This window comes from Neochlamydia sp. EPS4 (assembly GCF_000813665.1).
In the GTDB taxonomy this organism is placed as follows: domain Bacteria; phylum Chlamydiota; class Chlamydiia; order Chlamydiales; family Parachlamydiaceae; genus Neochlamydia.
Genome location: NZ_JSDQ01000063.1, coordinates 1 through 18,416, shown reverse-complemented (window position 1 = coordinate 18,416; position 18,416 = coordinate 1). Strand labels below are relative to the sequence as shown.

Sequence of the window (18,416 nt, the reverse complement as noted above, 5' to 3'; positions counted from 1 at the left end):
AAAAAAATTCTCTTCAAGAGGTTGTTAAGAAGGCCCACTCAATTAGGTTCCCAAGCATTCAAGATTAGAGAAGATACATCTTTTAAATAGGTCCAAGCATAACTTGGGGGATACCCAAGTTGTATTACATTCTCTCCAACTAACTTTTTTAGCTAAACCTGCCTATCAACGGTTACTTTGAGTTTTTAGGTAGAAATATCACTAAGCCCCTTAGAAATTGCTTGCTGGAAAAGACCCTCCTGCTTATAATTCGTCTTTTCTTCGGAGTATAGCGCAGCTTGGCTAGCGCGGCTGCTTTGGGAGCAGTAGGTCGGGGGTTCGAATCCCTCTACTCCGATCAAAAAGGCTCCTATGCCTTGACATAGGAGCCTTTGACTTCTAATGGCTTTTTATATGCACCTATTAATCGCCTGGCTATACTGGAATCCCTCTAAAGATATTTTCACTCTTCCTCTTGTTAACAGGCCGATTGCCTGGTATGGCCTTTTTTTTGTATTGGGCCTTATATTAAGTTATTCCATCGTTCTTCATCTTATGCGAACTATGTTGTTGGAACGCTGTTGCCCTCAAAAAAATAGTAAAGATATATCCCCCATAGCCTTAGCCTTAACTGATCGTCTTACATGGTACGTAGTTACGGGTATCATTATTGGCGCTCGTTTGGGCCACGTTTTTTTTTATGATTGGCCTTATTATCAGCATTACCCTATAGATATTTTAAAAGTTTGGGAAGGAGGTCTAGCCAGCCATGGAGGTGCTGTTGGCATTTTATTAGCCCTAGCTATTTACCGCTTATCTATCCGTAAAAAATTTCCTAAATTAACTTTCTTAACAATTGCAGATATGATAGCCGTGCCTGCAGCTTTAGCTGGCGCTTGTATTCGTGTAGGCAATTTTTTCAATCAGGAAATACTAGGGACACCTTCCCAAGCGCCCTGGGCGGTAATATTTGGAAATCCTGCCGATCATAGCCTTCCTCTGCCTCGTCATCCAGTCCAACTTTATGAAGCCTTTGCTTATCTAATTATCTTTGCTCTCCTCTTTTTAATTTGGCAAAGAGCTCTCGTGCGCAAGAAATCTGGCTTTATGACCGGGTTGTTTCTTATATTGCTTTTTTCCACTCGATTTTTTTTAGAATTTTTTAAAAGTTCGCAAAGTGCTGTTATTGACGAATCAAAAATGCAAATGGGCCAATATTTAAGCTTGCCTTTTATCCTCAGCGGTTTATTTTTAATTATTTATACTAACAAAGTCTACAGAGCATTTACACGAGAAAACGAGAATATTTAATTGGCATTGTTCTTTATTAGATATATGCTTATAATGATTCCTGTAATCATATAGCGGAGTCTTTAAAAGTGGCCAAGTTAATATTTGATCATAATGGCGAGGAAATCGAATTGCCTGATGATTCACCAATTGCTGAAGTTTGTGAAGAAGCAGGAGTGCCTTTCGCCTGTACCGAGGGTGTATGCGGAACCTGTGTTATCCTTGTTAAAGAGGGAAAAGAAAATCTCTCCTCCCCTACACAAGAAGAAGAAGATTTTCTTGGAGAAGGCACTTGCGATGAGCGACTTGCCTGTCAGTGTCGCATCAAAAAAGGCAATGTAAAAATATCATTTTAATGAAAAGGTTAAGAGCATGACAAGCACACAAAATCAAGAAAATACCATCATCCATCGTCAGATGACTATTGAGCAAATTTTATCTCTTTTTCCCTTTAAAGCGCAAAAATTAGCGCAAGAAATTACGCGTGCAGGACTTCATTGCGTAGGATGTCATGCAGCTACCTGGGAAACCCTAGAGGCTGGCATGCTAGGCCACGGAATGAATGAGGACCAAATTAGTACGCTAGTAGAAAGACTTAACAACCTTTTACAAGAAGAAGCGGATTTATCTACCATTACCATCACTGAACGCGCTGCCAAAAAATACTTAGAGATTTTAGCCGAAGAGGGCAAACCAGGCTGGGGCATTAGATTCGAAGAGAAAATGGCAGGCTGCAGTGGTTTTGAATATGTATTGGACTTCTCTGAAAAAGCTGCTGAAGATGATGAGACATTTGTTTCCCATGCCATCGAAATTCACGTAAAAAAAGCTATAGTGCCTCGGCTTTTAGGTTCAGAAATTGATTATGTGGATGGACTCCAGGGAGCGGGTTTTAAAATTAGTAATCCCAATGCACGTTCATCCTGTGGCTGCGGCTCCTCTCATAATTACTAGGGGCTAATGTTTATTCTAGCTTAATTTAGGCAGTAATCTATCATTGTTCCTTTCCAATAATTTCGATTAGATTTTGATGTTATCTAAGCTTTTTTATTGCAAATCCCACAAGGTAGTAAGAAAAAGTTTAACATATTAACATTATAAGTTTGACTGAAGCTTTTTATGCACACTTATTTTCGACTTGCTTTCTTAAAAATTTTTTAAATTGAAAAATTTAGAAAGCATACGAGTTAAATAATGATAAAAGAGGCCCTTGACTTGTTAGGGGCCTACTTATTTTCCTACTTAATAGGCCCGCGCAGAGGTTTATACTTTAGCTGCTTTCAATTAATTCTTGTCCATAGAAACGTTCTAATACACGTAAGGGCGAAGTTTCTGGGTTCTGTAAACTTTCTACAGGAAGGTAGAAGGTTTGCTCCATGACATATTGGCCCGAAAGAGCCGCATGGGAAGCTTGATCTGTATAAACTATCCAGCTGCTCCCAGGTGGAAACAGCACTTCTTGCTGTTTAGCATTTTTTTGATACTCTTTATCTCCCTTCATTAAATCATGCAAACTCATCATATAATGATCATAGAGGGTGCGATAGTCTTTAGTAATACCTACTGCTTTTAACAACCAGGCTAGCCCAGGGAACGGCTTTTTTAATTTTACTCCAAATTTTTGCACTGCTTCAGAAAAAGGCTCCCCTAATTTCCAAACCCTAGGTTGTTGAGCTGGATTAATATTTGAAAAAAAACGCATGATTCGTTTTCCCTTTACAGGTGAAGAAGGAAAAGCATCGACATGGAGCAGAGTATCATCTTTACGCCAGGAACTAGATCTTCCTGCTATTTCTGCAGGACGAAAACTTGTACGCGCTTGATTTAAATGCCCTTTATAATGGGGAAATAGCTTTTCAATAAAGAGGCGACTTTGCAGAGCATAGCGCTGCATCATATTTTTTAACTTCTGCTCTTCCTCTCCTCTACAAATTGTTCCACCTAATCGATCTCTTATCACATCATAGCTGATGTTCTTTGATTTAGGAGCTACAACCTGAGGAGAAAGAAATTGTAATTCATCTTCGTGTAAGTTAAAAGTTAGATGAGGAAAATAGACTACTTTGCCTTGCTCTAAAGTTTGAATAGCATCCTTTTTTATTTCTTCAGATAACGGATTTTCAAAAGATGTAATATCAAATGTTTTTATAACTTCTTGCATATTGGCACTCCATGAATAAGAATAAAAAGGATGTTAAAGAAGACAGATTATATTTGCTAATCTATTTTTGGCTTTTATAGCTAAAGGCTAAAATGTAGGCAGATCTATTGGGAATGTAAAGGATTCCATTCCTTATTTTTTGTATTTTTTTTCATATAAATGGCTTTAAATATTGCTTATGGTGTGTATGCCCAAACATCAATGGCAGGGTAATACTATCAATTTATTAAGCAAGATAAACCTCAAATGGGATTAAAAGTCCATACATATTTCTTATCTTTATCTTTTCTTTAAAGTAGAGGATTAATGTGAATTCTATTAAAGCAGCCCTTACAAAAGTCTATAAGGAGAGGGTTTATGAATTTTCAAGCAATCAATGCAGCTGACATAAACCTAGTTTTAAGACAACTGAGGTATCCGGAGGCCTCTAATAAAAACGTTCTTCACCCCAAGCCTTTGTCGCATCAGATGTGTCGCGGAATCACCTATGTGGGCACAGCCATGCAGCAACACGCTAATAGTAGACGCTGGCATGGAAAAATTATCGTTGTTTTGAGTAAAAGTTTTGTAGCTACAGGCTATCTATTAAATACGCCGATGGCCATAATTGAAGGATTGGTAACGGCAGCTTTAGCGGCTATAGCCCTTGCTGGCCATATACTTTTAAATGCCCGCTCGCCTCTTTTTCAAAAAATTACTCTTAAGCTATGCGCTCACTCCCTAAATTCAGCTTTGATCACTGACCTTCAAGTGACCTGCCTAAAGCAAGGCTTTTTCTCAAAATATCACAGTCTCAATGCAGCTGCTAGCCACGCTATCCATGGCATTTCTGCACTTATTCCTCAATTAATAGGGCATACTTTTGATCGTCAAGCTGGTAGATTACCTACTGATGGTAGCTTAGCACCCTCTGTGGTAAAAGCTATTCGAATAGCTCTGGAGATAGCTCCTGCAGCTTTGCAAGACATTTCACGAGGGTTAGCAAGAGATTTTTCTTCCAGCATTAGGAATAATCTCTACGATAACATTACTTTAGAGATATTTTTACGCCAAAATCCTGACTGTATTGATATGTTGAATCGTTTGAATTTTGAAAGCCTACGTGATATCCATTATCGCTTACGCTTACTAAATTTAGTCGGAAGCTATCTAATGCAAGTAAGCTTATTAGAGGGATATCAACATACTCCTCATATTTATCGCTATAATGTGAATACTCATGCAAAGGATATAAAATATCAGACACACATCTTATACCTTATCAAGGCTGCTTTTATAGAGTTATATGATAATGAGGAGTTAGTTTGCTTACTTAGTAAAGAAAAGGATAAAGTAAAAGCAAGAGAAGATGGCCGAGAGCTGCTAGAAACGCTTTATAATATTAACCTGCAACTTGCCAATTACGCTCAATTACAAGAGCTCCGTGCTGAAATCGTATGTCCCCTTCAATTTAGAGCCGTAGACTTAAAGCCGTATAATGCAAGGTACCAACGTCTTGCTCATGCTAAAAATTGCCTAGATCAACTTTCTTCTGAAGAACAAGCAATTCTTATGAAAAAATTACTACAATTAGGCTCTTATGATATAGAAAAACAGGGTCTTTCCAAAAAGCGTGCCAAATTTGTACAACAGCTTTTTAATGAGATTGGCACCTTATCAGGAGAGCTACACCAAGGTAATTTACTATCTAGAACTTTTGTAGATATAAATATTTTAAACCAAGGCGATGTATACAGAGCTTTCGGAGCTGAAAACTTATTCGTTCAAGCTTGTCAAAAAGCCATTCAAGAGATTCAAGAGAGGACACAGGAGAATGCTCCCTAGCTTTTCCATATCCTTAGACTTTTTTATAGACTTTTTGGCTTCTACCCAGTGTCATCTTTTTATATAGGCCAGCAGCTTATTTAACCCCTCATGCTTTGTTAGCATATAATTTTAGCTTCCAAAAAAAGTTAAAAGCTTTCATTGAGATAAACATCCTTGCAGGTAAATTAACTTTTTTCTTTTTTGTTTCTAATTGCGAGTATCCTTTAAAAGGCTGGATTTTTTTCCTTTCACAGCCTTTCTTTTTATCAATAAAAAATTTATTTTAAGCAAATAATTGTACTATCTTTATTACTAATAAATCGGATAGTATTAAGGCACAGCTTTAATCATATTGGGACCTTATGAATAAATTAGGTGGTATTAACTCTACGGCTCCTTCAATGCACCAGATTGTGCAAGCCGATTCTAGTCAAAAGGATATGTTGCATCCAAGGCCTTTATGCCACCGTCTCCATTATGTAATCAGCAACCTTGGAACCCAAGCCTTGCAACATCTGGATGCAATAAATGATCAAGGGGCTTTAAAAAGAGGCATTATTAAAGGAATTCTTACCGGTGCTTATCTTTTAAACACTGTTTTTGCTAGTGTTGAGCTAATCTCAGCCCTATTTTTTTCTGTTCTTGCCTTTTCCATACAAAATTTTAGGAAAGACAGCAACTCCTCTATACAAAAAATCACTCTTAAAAGTTTTGCTTATACACTAAACATAAGCGCTATTGTTGTGGAGCAGTTTTTACAAATAATCAATATGTCATTCTCCAAATACCATAGCTATAATGCTTTTTTAAATGATGGTCTTCCTATCTTTGCCATGCTATCGGTACTTCCTTTTGGCAGCAAGACTAAGCTATCTAAAATAAAAATAACTCCTACTAGCCTATTTTCTTACGCTGAAGTCCGTGCTTTACGTTTTCTTATTGACTACACTCCTTCGCTGCTTGATGATATCACTAAAGGGGCAGCAAGGGATTATGCAGTGTATGGTGCAGCACGTAAATTATCTACCCACTACCCTCTTTCAACTGATGCTTTTCCTTCTACATTTTTACGATATTACACTCCTGAGCGTCAGTTAAATGGTGAATACTATCATTATCTATTGTGTCTTCTTTTGAATGCTTACCAAACTTCTTATCTGCAGGAAATCACTCAGAAACTGGTCTTAAAACATTCACCTATTTTAACGAATATTCCTGAAGATGAAAGTGCTTCTTTTATTTCTAACAGTTTAATTGCAGATGAAAAGGATGCTGCTTATCAAAACGACCTTAAATATGTGATTAAGCTTGCTTATAAAAATATTTATGAAAATCCAGATTTAGTTTGTACGTTAAGTCAAACATTAGATGAAAAAAAAGCTTTAATTGAGGGGCGTGAAATTTTGGCAAGCCTTTTGGCCACAAGCCAAGTCGCTAATTATGCTCAATTTCAAGAAATCATTAGCCAGATTATATGCCCTGCTAAATTTAACTCCCCTTCCTTACAAGTTTTTAATAAAAGGAATCAGCTCATTACCAGTGCTAGGCAAAGGATTGCTCAGCTTTCCGTTCAAGAAGAGGATATATTAATTAACAAGCTTTTGAAAACAGGAAATTACGACCTTTATGCGCATCCTTTAACGGAAGAGCGCCTCAAACTTATTGAAGGGCTATTTAAAGATATTGTAAACTTAGCTGGAGCCCTTTATCACGGGCCTTTGTTACTGCAAAATTTTAATAATCTCCACCAAGAAGCCTGCCAAGAAGCTCTTACAGAAATTGAAAAAAATGAAAATTTAATTAATTTTTTTACTAAATGTACCGACGTTATTAAAAACTTTGGAGATGATCTTTATTAATGAACTACATCAGATTTTCTTCTGTCATCATTAGCTAAAAATACATAGCTGCCACTTTTAAAACAAAAAAACTTTTTTCCAATAATTAATCAAACAGAGTCAGCACTTAGCTAATCGTTGCCTTTTTATCTATTTTTAAAGCGCCCAATAATAGCCGCAGGCAATGAAACATCGTCTCAACTATTATTGCTAGCTTAGCTTTTTGCAAAGAAGCAATCCTGCTTTCCAGAAGAAAAGAAAAGCTCCCCTGAACTACTCTGACAATCAATCACGAGCAGCAGATTAAAAGTGATCCTTGATAATAAGCCCTCCCTGTAGGTTAACCCTTCGTTACACTTTTTCTTTAAAGAGAAATTTTCATTGAATCTTCTTCGCCCTCAAAGTAAATTTTGAAAATTTTTTAATCAGTAATTAAGAGAAGGGAGCTTTTTTCTTGTCGTGCGTGAGTAATCAAAAAAATCTCCTGAAGGACAAAATCTATCTTTTAATCTGCTTAAGTAGGAATAAATATCTAGAATTTATTTCAGTAAAAACGTAAATAAAGAAGTTTTGAAAAATTAGGCACCTATATCATGCTTGCTAGGCCAATGAAAAAATATAAGATACCTTCCTTAATTTCTATCTTAGCTTTCTTATCCCTTATCACAATCAATTTTACGAGCTGTTTAAAACAACGCCAACCCAATATTTATGAGTTTCCTACTAGAGCTTTAGAAGAATCGCTCCTCTCAACAATTAATGAAGGGCCATTTACTCCGGGTGAATGGCCCCAGGCCCACTGGTGGTTAATGTTTGGCGATAGCCAACTCGATAAGCTTATAAGCAAGGCGTTATCTGATAATCCAGGTATTAAAATTGCTCAAGCTCGTGTAAAAATAGCCAATTATGCTGCTCGAGCAGCAGGTTCTGCTTTATGGCCTACGCTAGAACTTGAAACCGATATAGCTCGGTCGCGCACAAGTAAAACAGGTACAATTGCATCTATAGCTTCATCCTCCCCCCCAGCCTCAACTTTTACTACCCCTCCAGCTTCCCCTACTCGTTCCGGGGGCTTTATTTTTACGCAGACAGAAATTAATTTAGACGCCCATTACCAGCTCGATATATGGCAGCAAAATTTAAATAGCTTTAAAGCTGCTGTAGGCGAAATTTTAGCTAGCAAAGCAGATGCAGCTTTTTCCTCCGTCATATTAAGTACTTCTATAGCCCAAACTTATTTCCGTTTGCAGGTTTGCTATGCGCAAAAAATATTGGCTTTAAAGAAACTTCATAATCGCGCTGAGTACCTCCAATTGGTAGAAAAACGCGTTAAAAATGATATTGATAACCAATGTGTTCTAAAAAAGGCTCAAACATATCATTTAGAAGCACAATTGCTACTCAAGCAAGTTCAACTTAAAATTAAAGCCTATAAAAATCAACTGCAAGCCTTAATAGCAGGAGATTTCTGTGAGCCCATAGAAGCAATCGCGATTGAAAATCAAGACCTCTTTCTCTTTTCGCTACCTACAAATCTACCCTTTAACCTTTTAGCGCATAGGCCTGATGTGACAGCAAGCGTCTGGCGAGTAGAAGAAGCGGCAAAAAAAATTAAAGTCGCACGAGCGGCTTACTATCCAAGCTTTAACATAATGGGGCTTTTTGGCTATCAAACTCTTCACCCTCATGACCTTTTTAAATGGAGAAGTATTTATGGGCAAGCAAGCCCCGCCATTAACTTGCCCATTTTTGAAGGAGGACTCCTTCAAGCTAATTTAGGCACAGCGCATGAAGAATATTACATTGCCATCGAACAGTATAATCAATCTATTCTCACAGCAGTCCAAGCTGTGTTAGATAGCATAGCGGAGTTAAAATATGCTTTTGAAGAAATGCAAGATTCTGTACAAATCACCAAGCTATCAGAAGAAAACTCACTACTTATTAAAGAAAAATTTAAACATTATCTAGCTTCTTACTTAGATGTATTAGACGCCGAGTTTGACAAAACCTCTCAAGAGAATAAAAAGCTAGTAGCCTTAGAAAATTATTACATTCGATTTACAAGCTTAATCAGTGCATTAGGGGGTGGATACGAGAATGAAAGCCAATGAAGAAACGTCCAGGATGATAGAAGATACAATAAAAGATTCAGTAGCACGGCCGCAGAAGACTAATAAATCCTCTGAAAAATCGCCTAACCCTGATAATCTAGATAGCCAAGAGCCCTCATCTTCCCCTTTATCTCCCTCTAATACTATCAAGAGAAATAGAAAGCTTTGGGGATTTACATTAATCTTGGTCTTAGCAAGCCTAAGCTGGGGTTTACTCTATGTGCTATATCTTCAAGGTTACGAAACTACAGATGATGCTTACGCGAGTGGGAATATGATTAACATTAATCCCTCTATCACCGGTTCTGTAATTGCTTATTACGTGGATGATACGGATTTTGTGACCGAAGGCCAACTTTTAGTACAACTCGACCAAACAGAATATTTACTCAAATACGAGCACTCTCTGGCCTCCTTGGCTTCCACAGTCTTAAAAGTACGTCAGCTTTATGAGAAAGTAAAAGCAAGTCAATCGACCCTAGAAGCACGCAAGATTGCTTTGTCAAAAGCAAATTATGACTATGAAAATCGCTCGCACCTTGTAGAAATGCAAGCTATCTCTAAAGAAGAATATACTCATTCTAAAGCCGACTTATCTATAGCGAAAGCTACTCACCAAATTGCTGAGGCAGAGCTAGCGGCTGCTATAGCAGCCGTCGGAAATACATCTTTAGAATGCCATCCTCTGCTTATTGAAGCCAAATCTCAAGTCCGTAAAAGCTATTATGATTTACAGCATTGCCGCATTTATGCACCCGCCACAGGTTATGTAGCTCAACGTACCGTTAACGTAGGACAATCCGTACGGCCGCAAACGCCTCTTATGGCTATCATTTCCCAGAATGATTATTGGGTAGAAGCAAACTTTAAAGAAACTCAATTAAAATTTATGCGTATTGGCCAACCGGCTACGATCAATTTTGATATGTATGGTTCAAAGATAGAATATGTAGGAAAAGTCGTGGGCATAGCTTCAGGTAGCGGCAGTAATTTCTCTTTAATCCCTCCTCAAAATGCAACAGGAAATTGGATCAAGATTGTTCAACGCCTACCTGTACGTATAAGCGTTGAGCCTGAGCAAATGAAAAAATATCCTTTGCGCTTAGGAATTTCTGCTAAAGTTAAAGTAGATATTAGCAATCAAGATTTACCTATGCTTGCCAGCACCTCTCCAGGCCGCCCTCTAGCTGCTACTACAGTGTTTAATGTTCATTTAGAACCCATCGATCATGTAATCGACGAAGTAATTCAAGCAAACTTAAAGAAAAAAGATGATTAGCGATGAAGAATGAACAATACGAACAAGGATATAGGCTTACTTTACTTAATGTGGCACTAGGCTTAGGAACATTTATTCAAGTGCTAGATACTTCGATTGCAAATGTAGCCATTCCCTATATTGCTGGCAATTTGAATGTAAGTACTGAGGAAGGCACCTGGGTGATCACTTCATTTTCTGCTAGCAATGCTATCATTCTTCCCCTTACCGGTTGGTTATCTGATTATTTTGGCCGAGTACGCCTTTTTTGCTGGTCTATCGCTCTATTTACCATTACCTCATTCTTTTGTGGATTTTCTTCATCTCTTAGCATGCTAGTTTTTTTTCGTGTATTGCAAGGCGCTGTGGCGGGCTCGTTAATTCCCTTATCCCAAACTTTATTATTAGCTAATCATCCTCCGGAAAAGCAGGGGAACGCTTTAGGTTTTTGGGGAATGATTGTTATTGTAGCTCCAATTTTAGGACCTATTCTAGGTGGTTACTTGACCGATTTTTATAGTTGGCCATGGATATTTTATATGAATGTTCCTATTGGTTTATTTTCTGCCAGTGTAACCTGGTATTTACTTAAAGATAAAGACAGCCAAGTGGTAAGAAATCCCATCGATTGGATTGGGATTGCTTTGTTATCGCTAGGAGTAGGATGCTTACAGATTATGTTAGATAAAGGCAAGGATTTGGATTGGTTTAAATCTAACACTATTCTCGCACTCGCAATTGCTTCTATCATCGCCTTAAGCTATTTTATTATATGGACTTATTATCAACCTTATCCTGTAGTCGATCTTTCTTTTTTTAGAAATATCAATTTTGCTTTTGGCTGCCTTGCAACTACGATTGGCTTTTTATTTTATTTTGGTAGTACTGTGACCCTTCCTCTTTGGCTGCAAACAGAACAAGGCTATACCCCTTTTTGGGCAGGTTTGGCGGTAGCTCCTGTAGGGATTATCCCTTTTCTACTCTCTACTAGTGTAGGAAAATATATGAACCGCTTTGATCTTCGCTTTATTTCGTCGTTAAGTTTTCTGTTTTTTGCTTTAAGTTTTTTTTACCAAGCTCATTTTACTACGGCTATTAGCTTGCAAGCAATTATGCTTGCCCGTTTCCTCCAAGGATTGGGGGTAGCTATTTTCTTTTTACCTCTTGTACAACTCTCTTTAGGTAGTATCCCCAAAAACCGCTATGCAAGCGCCTCGGGTCTTTATAATTTTATCCGTATTCTTGTCGGGAGTGGATTTGGGACATCTTTGTCTATTGAGTTATGGACTCGCCTTAAAACCTTTCATCGTGCTCGCCTTACAGAAACTTTAACAATTTTCAACTCTTCTACAGAAAAATTCTATGAAACTCTAGAAAATTATCATCCTTCTTTTACATCCGACGTTTCTAATCAACTTTTAGAAAAGCTGATTGAGCAACAAGGCTATATGCTCTCTACCAATGATTTAGCTTGGCTAGCAGCTTGGGGCTTTTTAGCTATGATTCCTTTAATTTTTTTGTGTAAAAAAGTTAAGATGTCTAATAGTAAATCCTCTACTACGACTGCTCATTAAAGCAAGATGGTTGGCTCTAATCAAACTTTATTTAACCTTATCCTAATAAAGAAGCCTGCTGAGCGCCTGCTATAAACTACCTCTTGCTAATGAGCGACAGAGGGATGTCTACAAGCTCGATGTTATCCTCTGTATATTGCACTTGTAAATGTTAGAAATAAAGCTAACTACTCCTTAACTTTCCACAATTTTAGTTCGTTGGCTCTTTAATATTTCCTTTAAACTTAGATAAGCACTTTCAGCGCTGATTGCTCCCTCGGAATAGCTGTGTATAAGGCTTTCTTCTTTTTCTTTAACTTCCTTAGATAGAGACATCCACAAAAAGCGATTGATAAGAGCAAGATAGGAATCTTCTAAGCAATAATAACGCTTAATAAACTCCACTAACTTATCCCACTGCATTCTAAAAGAGCTATCCTGAAGTAATGCTTCAAATTTTTCTAGAAAGGAAGGAACGGGCCAATCGGCAAATTGCTTTAAGAGCTCGCAATACTTTAAAACTTCCGGCAGCATTAATTTTTGCGCTAACCGTATAAAAGCCTCTAGCGTTCCTGTTTTATGCCGACGCACTTCATAAAAAGGAATTTTGCCTGACTGAATGCAATCACTCAATGAGCCGTCGCCTGTACAGCCTACAATTTCTCCACTCAGATTAATTAGTTTAGTAAAATCTGAAGCTGGTAAAGGAAGAACGCAAACTAGTCGTAAAGTTTTTCCTGTCGCCAAATTAATTTGATTTAATACTGTTTCTCTGACAGAAGGTACAAAATCGACTACAAGGATTTTAGAAAATCCATAAGCAAGCATCCAACTATCGCTAAAGTGAAGAAACTGTTCTTTTTTCTGCTGAGGAAGAATAATAGTAAGATGGCGGCTATCCTGCAGATGGCGTCGACACATCATCTCAATAAAAATTTCTCTATGAGCAGAAGAATGAGGCAAGTAGGCTACTTCTATAGCATAATCCATTAAATAATTTTTAAGATGCTCAGCATGGGGCTGATCAACTTGCCATAAATACTGGCATAAAGCTGTACAGCTCCAATGAGAGGTTATATGGTGATTATTAAGGAAAATCCCCTCTTCAAATGCATTTAATCCTATGCTAAACCAATGCCGTTGAAGGTAGTTGGCTATCCCTTGGAAATTTCCCGCTTCCGCAAAATAAAGAGATTTTGAAGCTAACTCAGGATTATCAAAAGTATTCAAGGCCAAAGCGATGTGAACAATAGCTAAGCTTTTTTTCATTAAAAGATAAAGCTTTTCCGCTTCTGCTTTTTTTTGCTGATAATAATAGTAAGATTGAATAGATCGCTGCACTTCATCAGAAAGCTCTTGAATGGCTACAGCTGCCTGAGGATGTGTTTCTTGCAAAGTTTCATACTCAGCTAAAAGTCTATTATGCTCGAGTAGTAATTGATCTAGCTGCGCTTCACATAAAAAAATTTTCTTTCCCTCTAAAATAGGTTCTAAGATAACGCTGCAAGCTTCCTCGGTTTCTTGAAAAGCATAAATATTTTCCTTTTTTATATGATAAGGATAAGGATCGATGGAAGGCAAAGATTGCTTATGCGTATAAGCAAGATAAACCTCTAAAGCAGGGTGATGTTCTTTTAAAATTTTAGCACATTTAAATAAGGTTACATAATCCCCTATTCCATCAGAATGCACGGCAGAAAGTAAAAAAACTGACCCAGCAATTTTAGGAGGATGTTGGAGATAAAGGGGTTGAAATAGGTGAAGAAAAGTAAAGCCTACCAAATTATATAAGGCATCCTCTACTTGTAACTTTTCTTCAGCAGAAACTTTTGCCTCTTTTAAGGCTATCCAATAACTATGTAGCGATTCAATTAGAAGAGGATTTAGTTTTCGGATCAAAAAAGGATCTTCAAAAGGGTTCAGACTATCAAGCATTTATTTTCTCCATAAGAGATCCTTTTCTATATTTTATTTACCACTTTTAGCCTATCACAAAACCTCAGAGAGGCTAAAAAAATTATAAATTTTTACAGCCATCCTTTATAAAGTTCTAATTATCCCAGCAAAAAATAAGCTCTACTTTTACCTCCGGATGTAAGCTATGATGGACAGGACAACCTGCAGCTATCCTTTCTAAAGCTTGCTTTTGTTCAAGAGAAAAATCCTGAGGAATCCCTATCTTGATTATAATTTTTCCAATGCGACGGATAGGTTGAGTAGCCATGCTCTTTTCTACTTCCAGTCGCATCCCAGTTACATTCCAGTTTTTTCTCTGCGCGTATAAAGCTATAGTTGTCGCTATGCAAGTTGCTAAAGCACTTGCCATCAAATCTGTAGGAGAGAATGATACACCTGTTCCTCCACTATCTAAAGGAGCATCTGTCTCCAGTATAGCTCGTGGATCCTCACGAATTACTTGACAGTGAAGCTTACCCGTATATAAAACAGTCACTTTAACCATAAATATCCTCTAATAAACATTCATTAACTTGGTATCTTCCTAGCTTGCTTTCTTATAACATTTTTCACTATTTTTCCTCTTAGTTTCTTTCAAATAGGCCATCAAATAAGAAAGGTAAGACCTATTCAAATAGTTGATTAATTCTTTCTTATTTAAATTTTAATAAAATGATTTTTCTATCTAGCGAACAGGATAAATCTTAAATTTTCTTATCCCTCGCTATCTCGGTCTCCTGCTTGCTCTTAAAGCTCATTCCTTTGACTTTAATTTTTTCTCTTTCGTAAAGATTAAAAAGAGGGACTCTATTAAAAACGGTTAATAATTGCCATATAAGCAAACAATAGTGTTAGATGGGGGGCGTTAAAAGTTTTCTTACCTTTTAGATAAATTTTCTGCTAGTGTTTCCACCCTTTATAAAGATAATTTTCCTCATAAACTTTTCCTTGATCCCAAGAGACTATTTTTGCACTGCTCTATCAAGCTGCTTGTTCATCATATCTGTAGAAAGTAAAATCTGTTACCTTGTAAACTCTTCGCATAACAAGTTAACTTCCTATTGCCCGCCTTATGAAGAAAAATAAGAAGTTATCCTTAAGATTTATGTTTACTTAATCCTAGAGAGTTGATTTTTTTATGAAAACACCTACCAAATTACCCCATCCAAAAGCTGCCTCATGGGAGCCTGCCAGCCAATGGTATAAAAACCTTGTCGGCGAAGTAGGTCATTACTATCACCAGCAAATTATTATTCCAAATCTGTTGCGTTTGTTAAACCTTCAAGCTTGCTCCTCTCCTGCCGTATTAGATATTGCTTGCGGATCAGGGGTATTAGCCCGCCATCTTCCTACCCATACAAACTATATGGGCATAGATCTTTCCCCTACTTTGATCAAAGAAGCCAAAAAATTGGATACTAACCTTCAGCACCATTACCGGGTAGCAGATGCTACAAAAAATCTTTCTTTAGATGACAAGAAATTTACCCATGCTACCATTATTTTAGCTTTGCAGAATATTTCATCTCCTTTGCAAGTGTTCCACAATGCTTATAAACACTTGGAAAAGCAAGGAGTGTTAATAATGGTTCTTAATCACCCTTATTTTCGGCTTCCTCGCCAGACTTCCTGGCAGATAGATAAGGACAAAAAGCTTCAGTACCGTCGCGTAGATAGATATATGTCCCCTCTAGAAATTCCTATCTGTGCCCATCCTAGTAAAGGACAACAATCTGCTCAACTCACCTCTTATCATTTCCCTCTTTGTAACTATTTTCATTGGTTAAGAGAAGCCGGTTTTAGTGTATACGACATGGAAGAGTGGTGCTCTAATAAGATTAGCAAAGGGGCAAATGCTAAAATGGAAAATCGTAGTCGCCAAGAATTCCCCCTTTTTATGACTTTATGTGCTCAGAAATAAAAGGCTTTCCCTATAAAGGGATGCCACGTGTTTCTACTTTATTACCCAAGTTTGTAAAAAAGAAAAGCTGCATGGAAGCTTTTGCTTAAGAAAGCTACTTTACCTTTAGGAAAAGATCTAAAATGCTACCTAGCTTAACGCGAGTTATCGGATAAGAAAGCACTCTAAGGCTGCTTCAATTATACCTAAACTTTAAGCCAGCACATGTGTTACAAGATAGAAGGAGCCCTACAACTAACCTTACAGGCTTAGCTGGTTGGCCTATTTTTCTACAAACAACTTATCAAATTCTTCTTCGAACTGCTTCCATTCAATCAACTTAAGATAGCTTAAATAAGAGGATGATTTTGATTGAGTTCGCCGCTAAGGCGGAATTTAAAAAAGCGGTCTTGTTGGCTATCTAGCCTGTTTAGTTTCATAGTAAACTTTGCAAGAAATTAAGAGCTTTATAATAGATTTACTTGTAAAGAAAATATAGCATTAAAAAAAAGCTCCTAGAATCTTACTTCAAGGCGAAAATGCTTTAAATCATGTTGGACTATATAGTAGGAGAGAGTGCTCTCTATACGCCAACTATCTTAAAAGTCTTTAAAAGAGAACAAGGCTTATTTGCCACGCGTGTGCCCCTGCAAATCAAAGAGGTAAAAGAATTCATATTTGAAGCGCCTTACGACAAAACTGTAAGGATAGTAGAAGGCTATCGAGCTTTTAAGACTACCTCTTGCTATGCAGGCGTTGAACAAAGATGGGTAGTGATCCTCAGCCAAGCGGCCTATCCATACTTTAGCTAAGCCTTACCTTAAGGGCAATGCAAAAGAAGCCAAAGCCTTTATTAACCTCATGCAACATGAATTTTCATGTCCAAACGATGCTGAAAATGCCAATTAGATAAGTTTGTAAAAAAACTTAAATATATACAGATTATAGAAACTCAAGTTATAGCAAATCAAAAGCATACTACGTCTGGTCGGCTCAAAGCTGATCAAAAACCTTCTATATCTAGCTATCGCCTATAAGGCATAGTAGCTTGCTCTTTGCTTAACAAGTTAGCGGATACCCCTCTGGTGATAAGGATACGAATTGGCTTGACTTGCTTTTTTAACTTTTTTATATTGCCTTTAAAAAATAAAAATGCTGAAAAGTTCATCACTACCCAAGGAAATAAAATGCATCCTATCTCTTCGGCATCTATTGAAAGCTTGCCTAATGAATTGCTACTCCCTATCTTAGAAGCTTGCGCAGCTCCTTCCTTATTTAGCGTCTGTAAAAGATGGCATCATCTGCTGGCTTCTGAAGTGATGCCTTCTCTTTATAAACAAATAGGTAAAGTACATGTTTCCCAAGGGGATATTAACAAGCAGGCTTTTATTTTAGATAGGATTTATAAGCTGGATGATAGGCTTTCTGAAGGAGAAAAAGCTAAGGCAATCTTCAAGGAGGCCTTTACTCTAGCTAAATCCCTTGCTCCTGCGGAGCTAGAATTTAAATGGAAAACCCAGGAAAAAAGGTGTTATACCCTGGCTAATTACTCTTCTTATCTCTTAAATATTAATCGCCTTTTGCTTTGGAAAAAACTTCCTAGCGGGAAAGAATACTTGAGCCGAGAAGAAATTAAGTATTTACCTTTAGAAAAACAGGGGGCGCTTCTTAGAGATTGGATTGAAAAAAATTGTAAGAGCATCACGGCTCTAGGTTTATTTGTAATAGGCTTGACTTATTTACCCCCAGAAATAAGCCAGTTATCTCAGCTGCAAAGGCTTGATTTAAGCAGCAACCAGCTCACCAGTCTGCCTGCAGAAATAAGCCAGTTATCTCAGCTGCAAAGGCTTGATTTAAGCCGCAACCAGCTCACCAGTCTGCCAGCAGAAATCGGGCAGCTGTCTCAGCTGCAAAGGCTTGATTTAAACCAGAACAAGCTCACCAGCCTGCCCGCAGAAATCGGGCAGCTGTCTCAATTGCAAAGGCTTGATTTAAGCAAGAACAAGCTCACCAGCCTGCCCGCAGAAATTGGTCATCTGTCTCAACTGCAAAGGCTTGATTTAGGCCAAAACAAGCTCACCAACCTGCCTACAGAAATCGGGCAATTGTCTCAGCTGCAAAACCTTTACTTATATCTAAACCAGCTCACCAGCCTGCCTGCAGAAATCGGGCAGCTGTCTCGACTGCGACACCTTTGCTTAAATCAAAACCAGCTCACCAGACTGCCAGCAGAAATGGGGCAGCTGCCTCAGCTGCTATGGCTTGAATTAAATCACAACCAGCTCACCAACCTGCCTGCAGAAATCGGGCAATTGTCTCAGCTGCAAACGCTTTACTTAGATCAAAACCAGCTTACCAGTCTGCCTGCAGAAATCGGGCAAATGTCTCAGCTGCAATGGCTTTACTTAAATCAAAACCAGCTTACCAGTCTGCCTGCAGAAATGGGGCAGCTGTCTCAGCTGCAAAAGCTTTACTTAAATCACAACCAGCTCACCAGTCTGCCTGAAACAATCGGGCAGCTGTCTCAGCTGATACAGCTTTACTTAAATCTAAACCAGCTC

At 37.8% G+C, this 18,416-nt stretch carries 13 protein-coding genes and 1 tRNA gene; 11 read left to right on the top strand and 3 right to left on the bottom strand.

Going from position 1 to position 18,416, the window contains the following annotated elements:
• Positions 1-262: 262 nt before the first annotated feature.
• From DB42_RS06700 to DB42_RS10515, 4 genes are all read left to right on the top strand, one after another.
• Positions 263-337, top strand: a tRNA-Pro gene (locus tag DB42_RS06700).
• Between the two features lie 56 nt (positions 338-393).
• Positions 394-1,290, top strand: a complete 897-nt coding sequence (lgt, locus tag DB42_RS06695; RefSeq protein ID WP_044882317.1) for a prolipoprotein diacylglyceryl transferase — start codon at positions 394-396, stop codon at positions 1,288-1,290.
• Positions 1,291-1,358: 68 nt separating this feature from the next.
• Positions 1,359-1,625: a 2Fe-2S iron-sulfur cluster-binding protein gene (locus DB42_RS06690; protein ID WP_039384800.1), complete on the top strand. Its 267-nt coding sequence runs from the start codon at positions 1,359-1,361 to the stop codon at positions 1,623-1,625.
• Positions 1,626-1,641: 16 nt separating this feature from the next.
• Entirely contained in the window at positions 1,642-2,223 is a 582-nt protein-coding gene (locus tag DB42_RS10515) for an iron-sulfur cluster assembly accessory protein (protein ID WP_052436040.1), read from the top strand.
• Positions 2,224-2,539: 316 nt separating this feature from the next.
• Here the strand turns inward: DB42_RS10515 and DB42_RS06680 are convergent, their stop codons facing one another.
• On the bottom strand, positions 2,540-3,430 hold the full coding sequence (locus DB42_RS06680) for a Kdo hydroxylase family protein (protein ID WP_044882284.1): 891 nt from the start codon (positions 3,428-3,430) through the stop codon (positions 2,540-2,542).
• A 357-nt stretch (positions 3,431-3,787) separates the two neighbouring features.
• Here DB42_RS06680 and DB42_RS06675 point away from each other — a divergent pair, with 357 nt between their 5' ends.
• From DB42_RS06675 to DB42_RS06655, 5 genes are all read left to right on the top strand, one after another.
• Complete coding sequence (locus DB42_RS06675; protein WP_044882283.1) at positions 3,788-5,254, top strand: hypothetical protein; 1,467 nt, start codon at positions 3,788-3,790, stop codon at positions 5,252-5,254.
• A 344-nt stretch (positions 5,255-5,598) separates the two neighbouring features.
• Complete coding sequence (locus DB42_RS06670; RefSeq protein ID WP_044882282.1) at positions 5,599-7,095, top strand: hypothetical protein; 1,497 nt, start codon at positions 5,599-5,601, stop codon at positions 7,093-7,095.
• Positions 7,096-7,682: 587 nt separating this feature from the next.
• Positions 7,683-9,188: an efflux transporter outer membrane subunit gene (locus tag DB42_RS06665; protein WP_162180766.1), complete on the top strand. Its 1,506-nt coding sequence runs from the start codon at positions 7,683-7,685 to the stop codon at positions 9,186-9,188.
• Positions 9,175-10,467: an HlyD family efflux transporter periplasmic adaptor subunit gene (locus DB42_RS06660; protein ID WP_052436039.1), complete on the top strand. Its 1,293-nt coding sequence runs from the start codon at positions 9,175-9,177 to the stop codon at positions 10,465-10,467. Before DB42_RS06665 ends, DB42_RS06660 begins: the two co-directional genes overlap by 14 nt.
• Positions 10,468-10,469: 2 nt before the next feature.
• A complete protein-coding gene (locus DB42_RS06655; RefSeq protein ID WP_044882280.1) occupies positions 10,470-12,020 on the top strand; it encodes a DHA2 family efflux MFS transporter permease subunit in 1,551 nt (516 codons plus the stop codon).
• 174 nt (positions 12,021-12,194) lie between these two features.
• On the opposite strand, the gene DB42_RS06650 is transcribed toward DB42_RS06655, so the two are convergent.
• Positions 12,195-13,934, bottom strand: a complete 1,740-nt coding sequence (locus DB42_RS06650) for a hypothetical protein (protein WP_044882279.1) — start codon at positions 13,932-13,934, stop codon at positions 12,195-12,197.
• Positions 13,935-14,049: 115 nt separating this feature from the next.
• Complete coding sequence (locus DB42_RS06645; RefSeq protein ID WP_044882278.1) at positions 14,050-14,460, bottom strand: OsmC family protein; 411 nt, start codon at positions 14,458-14,460, stop codon at positions 14,050-14,052.
• A 633-nt stretch (positions 14,461-15,093) separates the two neighbouring features.
• On the opposite strand from DB42_RS06645, the gene DB42_RS06640 reads away from it, so the two are divergent.
• On the top strand, positions 15,094-15,876 hold the full coding sequence (locus DB42_RS06640) for a class I SAM-dependent methyltransferase (protein WP_044882277.1): 783 nt from the start codon (positions 15,094-15,096) through the stop codon (positions 15,874-15,876).
• A 530-nt stretch (positions 15,877-16,406) separates the two neighbouring features.
• The gene (locus DB42_RS06635; RefSeq protein ID WP_044882276.1) at positions 16,407-16,667 is read left to right on the top strand and encodes a hypothetical protein; all 261 of its coding nucleotides are present in this window, start codon (positions 16,407-16,409) and stop codon (positions 16,665-16,667) included.
• Positions 16,668-18,416 lie beyond the last annotated feature (1,749 nt).

Excerpts from the sequence above, each read along its gene's own strand:
- lgt (WP_044882317.1), top strand. The coding sequence starts at position 394 with ATGCACCTATTAATCGCCTGGCTATACTGGAATCCCTCTAAAGATATT.
- DB42_RS10515 (WP_052436040.1), top strand. The coding sequence starts at position 1,642 with ATGACAAGCACACAAAATCAAGAAAATACCATCATCCATCGTCAGATG.
- DB42_RS06680 (WP_044882284.1), bottom strand. The coding sequence starts at position 3,430 with ATGCAAGAAGTTATAAAAACATTTGATATTACATCTTTTGAAAATCCG.
- DB42_RS06675 (WP_044882283.1), top strand. The coding sequence starts at position 3,788 with ATGAATTTTCAAGCAATCAATGCAGCTGACATAAACCTAGTTTTAAGA.
- DB42_RS06670 (WP_044882282.1), top strand. The coding sequence starts at position 5,599 with ATGAATAAATTAGGTGGTATTAACTCTACGGCTCCTTCAATGCACCAG.
- DB42_RS06665 (WP_162180766.1), top strand. The coding sequence starts at position 7,683 with ATGAAAAAATATAAGATACCTTCCTTAATTTCTATCTTAGCTTTCTTA.
- DB42_RS06660 (WP_052436039.1), top strand. The coding sequence starts at position 9,175 with ATGAAAGCCAATGAAGAAACGTCCAGGATGATAGAAGATACAATAAAA.
- DB42_RS06655 (WP_044882280.1), top strand. The coding sequence starts at position 10,470 with ATGAAGAATGAACAATACGAACAAGGATATAGGCTTACTTTACTTAAT.
- DB42_RS06650 (WP_044882279.1), bottom strand. The coding sequence starts at position 13,934 with ATGCTTGATAGTCTGAACCCTTTTGAAGATCCTTTTTTGATCCGAAAA.
- DB42_RS06645 (WP_044882278.1), bottom strand. The coding sequence starts at position 14,460 with ATGGTTAAAGTGACTGTTTTATATACGGGTAAGCTTCACTGTCAAGTA.
- DB42_RS06640 (WP_044882277.1), top strand. The coding sequence starts at position 15,094 with ATGAAAACACCTACCAAATTACCCCATCCAAAAGCTGCCTCATGGGAG.
- DB42_RS06635 (WP_044882276.1), top strand. The coding sequence starts at position 16,407 with ATGTTGGACTATATAGTAGGAGAGAGTGCTCTCTATACGCCAACTATC.